A 10,197-nucleotide genomic window follows, 5' to 3' on the forward strand; every position below is an offset into this window, starting at 1 on the left:
CCTTGCTGTAGTGCGTTAAGCGAAGCCATGCCGCAGGCTTTGCATCTTGCTCGCTGCATTGAGCATCTTTTTTCTCACTTCCCTTCACCTCATCTCAAATCTCGCCCAGAAGTCTCGCTAAACCACAGTAATAACTCTCCCTTGGAAAAGTTACACAGTAGACGACTCAACACATCTGGGGGTAACTGTAACATCGGTGCGATGATTGCTTCTAATGCTTCATCCAGTTCACCAAACCGCACTCTGAGAAAGTTTTCCACGATTTGCCGCCGTTCTTCCCGTCTACCTTCCTGTAATGTTTCTTGCTGTCTAATTACCGAGCGAAATCTCGTTAATAATTCCTCACGCGATAATTGTAAAATTGCCTGAGAACGCTCTCTTATGTTTAGCTGCATCAAAGGTTCAATAATTCGGGCTAATTCTTCATTGATTTCACCAAACTTTTCTAAAAGCAAGCTCTCTACCATTTGCCGCTGTCCTTCCCGCCTGCCTTCTAAGACAACCTCTTCCCGCCATTTAAAATATGCTGGTGATAAGTTCACAATTAACTCCCGATCTTCATTACTTAACATTTCACTCCTACCCACATTAATGCGCCAGTTAGCTAGTATTTCCAGGATATTGCGCCGTTGTTGGTTCTCATTACTCCCGTTCCGGCATAAGCTGCTGTCATTCAACCCCCACACCGATAGGAGTTTTTCGTTCGTTATACAATGATTTTATCCTGGAGTGTATGCTAAACAATATTTAAATAAAAAAACAAGAATTTAGGATTAATTTGTTTATTTTATCGCTCGTCAATACTGTTGTAGAGACGTTCCGGCGGAACGTCTCTATCATCAGATATAGCGCTTTCCTCTGTACTCTATAAGAGTGCGAAGCGCTGTATGTCCTAACCGCTATGGCGGTTGCTATAAATTGGGGATGATACCAAGTTGTAGTCTAGGGTAGAATCTGTCATTCTGAGTAGAATGCAGTGAAACGGAATGACGCGAAGCATCTGTCCAGATTCTGACGCTCGTTCCTCGCTATAGCTTCGCTTCACGCTCCGCTCAGAATGACATGATAGAACGCAACTTGGTATGAGTAGCGAAAACAATGGGATGAGTAAGCTGTTCGGCATTTAAACCATAATGTCAAGAATTGCGAAATCCTTGTAGCGAAATCCTTGTAGTGCGAGCATCTTGCTCGCTACCCATTCCCAATTTAAATGCGTGACAGCTTAGCGAGCAAGATGGAAAGCCTGCGGCATGGCTTCGCTAAACGCACTACAAGGATGAGAGCCGTTATTGTTATTCAGGTTTAAATACCAAATAGCTTACTGCACAGCTTGAATCGCCGCTTCTGCATTCACCAAACCCCGACCAAAGAAATAGTCCTCGGCGGAACTGGGTTCAGGAAATACTAAAAATTCTGGTATTTCTTCGGGTTTTTCCCCAGTCAAACGGGCTTGTTGATAACTTTGATAAAGCTCCTGTTCCGTTTCCGTTAGCGTTAATCCCTGATAACTAGCTGTTTCTTCCAACACATCCATAATTCGCTCTCGATTCAGGGTATTATTCACCCCTTTCATTAAAGCCACTACCCCCGATACAGCAGGTGCAGCAAAGGATGTTCCCTGAACTTGCACATAGTTACCCAAGGGATCAAGAGTATATCCCCAAGCATAGTCAGGTTTGGTTATCCCTTGCCATAATAATGATGATAATCCAGTCCCCCCGGTGGTTAAAATACCGCCACTCAAACTGCGACTGATATCTCCACCGGGAGCAACGATATCCAACCCTTTGCCATAATTACTATAGGAACTACGCTCACCTTGTATATTCGTCGCCCCGACAGAAAGAACTTGGGGAATAGCCGCCGGGAAACTAATTCCAGACCGATTTTCATTTCCGGCTGAAGCCACAATTACCAGTTGAGGATTTGCCTCTAAAACACTCAAGATTTGTTCCGTTAATTCTTGATTAGGCATCAATCCTCCTAAACTCAAATTAATCACATCAGCATCTCGTGCCGCCGCGTAGCCAATTGCTTCAATTAAAGAGACGGAATCTATTTCACCATTTAATCCAAAGACGCGAATCGGTAAAATCTTTGCTTGGGGCGCAACTCCAACAATTCCCCTTTTATCGGGAGAATGAGCCGCGACTACACCAGACACCCAGGTTCCATGAAATTCAGATGTTATCTTACTGCGAAAGTATTGTTTAATTAAATTACCCCTTTCACAAGCAGACGCATCAGGATTGTTCTGAGCTAATAGTAAAGCCATCTTTTTATACTCTTCCACCATTTCCTGACAAGATAGCTCAAAGGTACGCCGAAAATGGGGCTGAATAATATCTCGTTCCTTCCGACTCAAGCGAGTATCGGGATCACCTTGTCCCGAACTGGAAAAATCCCAACCCTTGACCTCACCGGGGAGTTTGTCGGGATAATGATCTGTGGTATAAATATTGTTGGCTAAATCCTGGTGATCCCACTGGATCAAACTGTCAATCACCGCAACCACAACTCCTTCCCCACCCTGGCTGGCTTGCCAAGACGCGATCGCGCCAATATCGGTGCGGGGTAATAGTTGCCCCCGTTTGGGTGTACTATCGAGATGCCACAGTAAGGGTAATAACGCGGTGGAAAAGGGAGTGTCTTTGGGCTTAGGTAAACGAGCAAGGCGTTGTTGCAGCACTTGCTCTGGATCAAGGATTTCTTGGCTAGAATTAATCCGGTTGGTTTGGGGAACAAAGTTATCCGAAATTGCTTGAATAAAATTCGGTGTCGCAGACTGAATTCCACTAACTTGATTGAGTTGATTAGCAACGGTGATTATTTCTGTCCCTGATGCCGATTTTGACCGGGCGACATAGCGATTTTGACTGAAGCGGAGGGGACGAATGATCTCTAAGTTTTTCTCCTTTAATACTTGTTGCTTCTGGGCTTCAGATGCTTCGGGTGCAAAACTAATGATAATTTCATTCGGTAACACCACCAAATCTTCATTTTCCCTATCCTCAGATTCTCCTAGATTGAGAACGGGTAAGGTTTCCTCAACATAAGGTTGTTGTTGAATCTGATTGCTTAACAACCGGGTAGAGGTTCGCGCCCCAGCCGGAATCCGAACTAACGCTAACTGATTACCGAGAGGATCAACTTGTAAGTTTGTATTCGATTGTAACATTGAACCTCGCCCTTGAATTCCCCTTGTGGTTAAATCATTTTGGAGTTGCAAATATAGGGGTTGATTCCCTCGCGGCTGAATGGCTTTGAAGCGAACCGCCAGTACATCGTTACGTAGATTTAGGGGAATTTGTTTGCCATAGAATGAGTAGGATAGTGTTTCAGTGGGTTGGGTTTGAGCTAGAGAGGCTTGAGGATGTGAACCTAGATTGTCAATGTTCCACAAACAGGCTGTGATTAAAATGGCAGATACAAATCGCTTCATCTTAAGTATCCTTGTATACGCTACGATGTATCTCTACTTCTGGAGTAGAGCAGCTTATGCAAGTCAGAGAGTAGAATTATTATAAATTGTAGGGTGCGTTAGGCGCATTTGAGGATTAACGTATATTATTTCACCACATAAGAGCGCCGTAACGCACCATGTTTCGGTTCGGTATGGCGATAATTCGGTGCGTTACGCTGCGCTAACGCACCCTACCGTTTGAGACAATTTTGGGAGTTAATTCCACTCGCCTTGTAATGTAAATGCTGCCCAATCATCAAGCATTTATCTCTACCCAGCAAACCGTTCTAATAATTCCTCACGAGAAAGCGTTAATAGTAAAGATGTCAACTCTTGATGGGGTAACTCTAACATGGATGCGATCGCGCTTTCTAATTCGGCATCGATTTCACCAAACCGCACTCTCAGAAAGTATTTATTACCCCATGCAAGAGGAGGCGATTGAAATCGCTGCTACACAAACCAAGTCCGCCTGCGCGGACTGGATTATAAGTATAGCGATCCGTTACTGGAACGCTGCTCTAAATGTTGACGTTTTAATTCAAAACACACGACGGCGGCGGCAGAGGCTACGTTTAAGGATTCCGCTGGGGAGTTAATTGGAATTGATACCCATGTATCAATTAATTGGTGATGATCGGAATGAATTCCTTCGGTTTCATTTCCTAACACAAATACTGAAAAGGGAGAAAAGGATAGGTTATAGAGTGTTGAGGTGGCTGTGCCGCTCAATCCATAAATTGTATAGTTTGCCTGACGCAATTGCTGGAGGGCTTCAGATAGTTCAGCACAGCGTAGAACTCTGGTATAAAATGCTGTACCTGCTGAAGCTTTAATTACTAGGGGATTCAAGTCAGGGCATCCTTTTCGGGGTAGGATAATTCCATCAAAACCAGCGGCTAGGCAAGTGCGGATGATCATGCCGACATTACTGGGATTTTTGACGCCATCTAAAGCCAAGAATTGGCGGGTTTGGGGTTTCTGGTTGGGGGGATGAGATTGTTGGCGTTCTAAATAGGTGGATAGGGCTTCCATTGCGGGGGGAATGACATCGACAACGACGCCTTGGTCATGACGACCGTTGCGCGAAATTCGGGTAATGTATTTGGGGGATTCTCGCGAAATTTTGACATTGCGTTGTTTGGCTTGTTTGATGATTTCGTCAATGAATTCGCCTCTGGCATTATTGGCAATTAGGAGTTTATCGATAATAATATCCGGGTTGAATAGGGCTTCTAATACAGGTTTTCTGCCATAGACTGTAATAAATTTATCTCTGGGATGCTTTGTTTTATTGGTTATCATAATTGGATTAGGTTTTGTTTTCGGATAGGTTGTCGGTTGGGTTGATGTCTGTTAGCCAAAACAATAAGGCTAAAGCCTTTACTACGAACGTTTCCGATTGAGTTGATTAATCCTCTCTGAATTACAGAGGATCATCACATTGTCATGGGAGCGTCACAGATGCGTCACATCCACTGACTAGAGTGTAACTAAGTGATATTGATTCATTCCTCACACCTCAAAACCATGCTCCGCTCTCTTCCCCTTGGGATAGAGGGCATTTTTCTATATTTTTACTATTTTATAAGTATTACACCTCTAATCTAATTCGATAGTTAAAACTTAGATAAAACGATGGCTACTCTTGATCAACGTCGTCCCCAGAATGTTAAGGGTGATGTTTATGTGGATGAAACTTGCATTGATTGTGATACCTGTCGCTGGATGGCACCCAATGTCTTCCATCGGGCAGATGCACAATCAGCGGTTTATCATCAACCGACGAATGAGGCTGAACGGTTAGCGGCGATGCAGGCGTTGCTCTCTTGTCCTACGGCTTCAATTGGTACGGTAGATAAGCCGAAGGATATTAAAAATGTTCAGGAGACGTTTCCGATTCCGATCGCGGATAATGTTTACCACTGTGGGTATCATGCAGAAGGCTCTTATGGGGCGGCGAGTTATTTGATTGTCCGAGATCAGGGGAATATATTAGTGGATTCGCCCCGATTTACGCCAGCGTTGGTTAAACGGTTAGAAGAGAAGGGGGATATTCGCTATCTGTATCTTACCCATCGCGATGATATTGCCGACCATGAAAAATTTCGAGATCATTTTGGTTGCGATCGCATTCTGCATCATGATGATATTACTGCCAAAACTGACGATGTGGAAATTCAGTTAACTGGGGATGACGCGATCGCCTTTGGCGCTGAGCTTTGCTCAATCGCACTTTCCCCCGATTTGTTAATTATCCCAGTTCCGGGTCACACCAAAGGTCATACTGTTTTACTCTATAAGCAACGGTTTCTCTTTAGTGGGGATCACCTGGCTTGGTCTGATCGCCTGCATCAACTTCATGCCTTTCGCCATGTTTGCTGGTACTCCTGGTCAGAATTACTCAACTCGATGCAGCGTCTGGCGACTTATCGGTTTGAGTGGGTACTTCCAGGACATGGACGGCGGTATCATGCAGATAAGGAAACGATGCGCCAACAGATGCATAAGTGTATTACTTGGATGGAAACGGTGCGCTAATAAGTAGTTTGTCAAAACACTGATTTCACGGATTTATTGGAGAGAGTGGGGTGGGGAAGTGAGAGGTTAGTGACACTGATTTCACGGATTTATTGGAGAGAGTGGTAGGGAAGTGAAAGGTTAGTGACACTGATTACATTTAGTGACATCAGGGTAAAATCTCCCCCAGCTCCCTCATCTTCCCCATCTCCCTCATCTTCCCCATCTCCCCCATCTCCCTCATCTCCCTCATCTCCCTCATCTCCCTCATCTCCCTCATCTCCCCCATCTTCCCCATCTCCCTCTGCTCCCTCTGCTCCCTCATCTCCCCCATCTCCCTCTGCTCCCTCTGCTCCCTCATCTCCTAAGCCATGACTGATGACTACATCCAACCCCCGAATATTCGACCCGCTTCTGTTCTGAGTCAGCAACTCAAATCCGTTTCTAAAGCTGTCAGTATGATTGTCATCGGGATTGGCTGTTTGGGGCTGTTGGGTTGGATGTTTAACCTGTCCCTATTTAAAAGTATTGTACCGGGATTGGTCACCATGAAAGCCAATACAGCCATTGGCTTTATTATTAGTGGTGCTTCCCTCTATCTGTGGCATTTTGGTAGGGGGAAAAGCAATAAACGTTCACCCTATCGGTCATCCTTGATTGGCTCACAGGTGCTGGCTGTATTTGTCATCGTGCTGGCTTTGCTGACGATTATTCAATATGGTTTTAATCTCAACTTAGGCATTGACCAACTGGTTATTCAAGAACGCCCTGATGCGGTAGACGTTGCTGCTGGAGGGCGGATGGCACCGAATACGGCGTCTAACTTTTTGCTATTGGGTTCGGCGTTGCTGCTGTTAGGGAGAGAGGTTTATCTTTCAGCCCAGTTGTTTACGATCTTGGTTTTCTTGGTGGCGTCTCTGGGGTTAATCGGTCATCTCTACCAAATTCCTCTCTTTTATAGCGTTGACTCCTATACAGGCATGGCAATTCATACTGCCATTAGCTTTATCTTACTGGCGATCGGGATTCTCGGTGCTTCTGCCAATTGGGGGGCGATGAAGGTGGTGATTAGCGATCGCGCTGGGGGTATTATGGCACGACGTCTCCTCCCAGTGGTGATTAGTATTCCGCCCGTGTTGGGCTGGCTGGTATTACTGGGCTTTCGCGCTGATCTCTATCCGCCCGTCTTGGGATCTGCCTTTCGCAGTGTCTTGGCAATTATCATTTTTGGCGCATTGATTTGGTATAATGCTAGGCGACTGAATGCCATTGATGCCCAGCGACAGGGGTTTCAACAGGCGCTGTTAGCCAGTGAACAGAAGTTTCATGCCATTTTTGACCAGACGTTTCAGTTTATCGGCTTAATCGAACCCGATGGTACTGTACTCGAAGCGAATCAGACAGCTTTGGATTTTGGCGGATTGCGGCGCGATCAGGTGATTGGCAAACCTTTTTGGCAAGCAAGGTGGTGGACGATTTCAGCTCAAACTCAAGACCGATTGAAAGAGGCGATCGCGAAAGCTGCTCAAGGGAAGTTTATCCGCTATAAAGTTGATGTGCAAGGGGCAGGGGATAGGATTGCCACGATTGACTTTTCCCTCAAGTCTATTACTGATGATACCGGACAAGTGGTGTTACTGATTCCCGAAGGGCGAGATATCACCGAAGTGAAACAAATTGAAGAACAACTTCGCCAGAGTGAAGAACGCTTCCGCCGTGCCTTTGATGATGCTGCAACAGGTGAAGCTTTAGTGACGCCTAATGGTCAGTTTATCCGCGTCAATCATGCTTTATGTGAATTGTTAGGATATCAGGAATCGGAATTACTGGCGACAAACTTTCAGGACATTACCCATCCCGATGACTTGGAGGCGGATCTGCGCTACGTGCGTCAACTGCTAGCGGATGAGATTCAAACGTATGAAATGGAGAAGCGATATTTTCATAAGCAAGGACATGTCATCTGGGTATTGTTAAGTGTTTCGCTGGTGCGGGATAGTCAGAGACAACCGTTGTATTTTGTCGGACAAATTCAGGATATTACTCAGATCAAACACGCCCAAATCCAGATGAAAAGTCTGGTCACTGAACTCGAACGCAGTAATCAGGAATTAGAAGACTTTGCTTATATCGTGTCCCACGATTTGCTGTCTCCCCTGCATAAAATGCAAATGCTTAATGACTTGCTTACAGAAGAGTATAGTCAGGTTCTGGATGAACAAGGGCAGGAGTACCTGAGACGGATGCGTCAGGTCAAAGAGCGAATGCAAACGTTTATCAATGATTTATTGATGTTATCGCGGGTGACGACGCAAGCTCAACCCTTTGTTCCGGTCAATTTGAATACCGTTGTCCAAGAGGTGTTATCCGATTTGGATATTCAACTCCAGGAAACAGGGGGAACAGTTGATGTCGAAGCGTTACCCACTGTCAATGCTGATCCCCTGCAAATGCGTCAACTGATGCAGAATCTGCTGAGTAATGCGCTGAAGTTTCATCAACCGGAAACAGCCCCGATTGTCAAGGTTTATTCCCAGCCGAATCAACTTCCGAATCAGTATCAAATTGTGGTCAAAGATCAAGGGATTGGGTTTAAGTCAGAGTATGAGGAGCAAATCTTTGAGGCATTTCAACGCTTACACAGCCGCCGTCACTACGAGGGTACAGGGTTAGGGTTGACAATTTGCCGCAAAATTGTTAGTCGTCACGGAGGAATGATTACCGCCTCTAGTGTTCCGGGGGAAGAAACAAGGTTTACGATTACACTACCGACTTGACATTCTCCCCGCCTTACTTCGTTGAAGGCGGGGATTCCCATCATCACTGATGAGGTTTCCTGGTTCTACGAGCCACCTTACTTTTTGGAGTTTCCTCCTCTAAGCATCGGGTCATCTCATCCCCAGGCGTAACTTTCCGAGTGCCCCTCGGTAGTTGAGCTAGTCCCTGTAACGCTTTCATTAAGATATTAATGGCAGCATTTACGTCTCGGTCGTCAACGTACCCACAGTGAAAACATTTGTGAGTACGGGTAGACAAAGCTTTCTTAACTTCTTGTCCACAATTGGAACAGTTCTGAGAAGTGTAATGAGGTGCAACGGCAATTACTGGCACATCAAATACTTTTCCGAAATACTCCAACCACTGCCTAAACAATGTCCAACTAGCATCCGATATTGACTTAGCTAGATGATGGTTTTTGACCATGTTCGGCACTTTTAGGTCTTCAATAGCTACCAAGTCTGCCGACTGGACAAGCGCCCTTGCGGTTTTGACCGCAAAGTCTTTACGCCGCCTCGAAACCTTGAGATGCGTTCTACCTAACTGCTTGACGGCTTTGAGACGATTCTTGGAACCCTTGGTTCTACGAGATACACGCTTTTGTGCGCGTTTTAACGCCTTCTCAGACTTTCTCAGGAACCTGGGGTTCTCTACTTTATTGCCATCAGAGTCGGTGTAGAAATGGTTTAGACCAACATCTATGCCTACCATTCGATTGGTGGGTTCATGATGTTCTTTGCGTACCTTCTCGATGGAAAACTGGATGTAGTATCCGTCAGCCCGACGCACAACACGAACTCGCTTTATCTGCTCTTTTTGGTAAAAGTGCAAATCACGAGTTCCCCACATTCTAAAAGTTCCGGCTTTAAAGCCATCTCTAAACGTAATGGTCAATCGGTCATCCGATAAAACCCAACCATCAACCTTGTACTCAACTGAGCCGTGGGTTTGATGTTTTTTGAATTTCGGATAACCTTTCAAGCCCGGAACCTTTTTCTTGCAGTTGTCAAAGAACCTAGCGATGGCGCTCCAAGCTCTCTCGGCACTGGCTTGACAAGCTTGAGCCGAGAGTTTCTTGCACCATTCAAACTGTTCTCTGAGGACTCGGCAATATTTATTGAGGTCGTATCTGTTAACCCCCCTGTTGTCCATCCAGTATCGGAGGCAGCTATTACGCACAAAGCGAGCCGTACGAATCATTTCATCCAAGATGACGTACTGCTCGTCTGTTCCTCGTAATTTTGCCTCGAATACTAACATAACGTCTTAAAACACTATGTCACTCAGCATAAGATAGAAAACCGAGACTTGTCAAAAACAGGCATATTGAATGCCTATTTTTGACTTGGGGGAGTGAAGGCATCCCCGCCCTGCTACACTTCGTTCCGCTGAGGACGGGGTTCTATTGCTCCCCCTTTCCCCCCACGTTTCGATAG

Annotated in this window: 8 protein-coding genes; 2 read left to right on the forward strand and 6 right to left on the reverse strand. The window is 45.5% G+C overall.

The genetic code is table 11. From position 1 onward, the window contains the following. Window positions 1–89: 89 nt before the first annotated feature. The 4 genes from RIB93_RS07280 to RIB93_RS07295 all read right to left on the reverse strand — a co-directional run bounded on the left by RIB93_RS07280 (window position 90) and on the right by RIB93_RS07295 (window position 4,768). Window positions 90–677, reverse strand: a complete 588-nt coding sequence (locus RIB93_RS07280; RefSeq protein ID WP_446371710.1) for a hypothetical protein — start codon at window positions 675–677, stop codon at window positions 90–92. 641 nt (window positions 678–1,318) lie between these two features. Further along, window positions 1,319–3,442, reverse strand: coding sequence for a S8 family peptidase (locus RIB93_RS07285; RefSeq protein ID WP_446371712.1), 2,124 nt, complete (start codon window positions 3,440–3,442; stop codon window positions 1,319–1,321). A 291-nt stretch (window positions 3,443–3,733) separates the two neighbouring features. After that, complete coding sequence (locus RIB93_RS07290) at window positions 3,734–3,865, reverse strand: hypothetical protein (RefSeq protein WP_446371714.1); 132 nt, start codon at window positions 3,863–3,865, stop codon at window positions 3,734–3,736. Between the two features lie 84 nt (window positions 3,866–3,949). Continuing rightward, window positions 3,950–4,768: a TrmH family RNA methyltransferase gene (locus RIB93_RS07295; protein ID WP_446371716.1), complete on the reverse strand. Its 819-nt coding sequence runs from the start codon at window positions 4,766–4,768 to the stop codon at window positions 3,950–3,952. Window positions 4,769–5,101: 333 nt separating this feature from the next. Between RIB93_RS07295 and RIB93_RS07300 the strand changes: the two genes are divergently transcribed. Further along, complete coding sequence (locus RIB93_RS07300; protein WP_446371718.1) at window positions 5,102–6,004, forward strand: MBL fold metallo-hydrolase; 903 nt, start codon at window positions 5,102–5,104, stop codon at window positions 6,002–6,004. Window positions 6,005–6,093: 89 nt separating this feature from the next. On the opposite strand, the gene RIB93_RS07305 is transcribed toward RIB93_RS07300, so the two are convergent. Further along, entirely contained in the window at window positions 6,094–6,375 is a 282-nt protein-coding gene (locus RIB93_RS07305; protein WP_446371720.1) for a hypothetical protein, read from the reverse strand. On the opposite strand from RIB93_RS07305, the gene RIB93_RS07310 reads away from it, so the two are divergent. Next, on the forward strand, window positions 6,355–8,760 hold the full coding sequence (locus tag RIB93_RS07310; RefSeq protein WP_446371722.1) for a sensor histidine kinase: 2,406 nt from the start codon (window positions 6,355–6,357) through the stop codon (window positions 8,758–8,760). The genes RIB93_RS07305 and RIB93_RS07310 overlap by 21 nt on opposite strands. Before the next feature lie 43 nt (window positions 8,761–8,803). Here RIB93_RS07310 and RIB93_RS07315 read toward each other — a convergent pair whose 3' ends face one another. Further along, window positions 8,804–10,021: an RNA-guided endonuclease InsQ/TnpB family protein gene (locus tag RIB93_RS07315; RefSeq protein WP_446371724.1), complete on the reverse strand. Its 1,218-nt coding sequence runs from the start codon at window positions 10,019–10,021 to the stop codon at window positions 8,804–8,806. Between the last annotated feature and the right edge of the window lie 176 nt (window positions 10,022–10,197).

Source organism: Coleofasciculus sp. D1-CHI-01 (assembly GCF_040218875.1).
Lineage (GTDB): Bacteria > Cyanobacteriota > Cyanobacteriia > Cyanobacteriales > Coleofasciculaceae > Coleofasciculus.

Coding starts and splice junctions, on each gene's coding strand:
- RIB93_RS07285 (WP_446371712.1), bottom strand. CDS start 3,442: ATGAAGCGATTTGTATCTGCCATTTTAATCACAGCCTGTTTGTGGAAC.
- RIB93_RS07295 (WP_446371716.1), bottom strand. CDS start 4,768: ATGATAACCAATAAAACAAAGCATCCCAGAGATAAATTTATTACAGTC.
- RIB93_RS07300 (WP_446371718.1), top strand. CDS start 5,102: ATGGCTACTCTTGATCAACGTCGTCCCCAGAATGTTAAGGGTGATGTT.
- RIB93_RS07310 (WP_446371722.1), top strand. CDS start 6,355: ATGACTGATGACTACATCCAACCCCCGAATATTCGACCCGCTTCTGTT.
- RIB93_RS07315 (WP_446371724.1), bottom strand. CDS start 10,021: ATGTTAGTATTCGAGGCAAAATTACGAGGAACAGACGAGCAGTACGTC.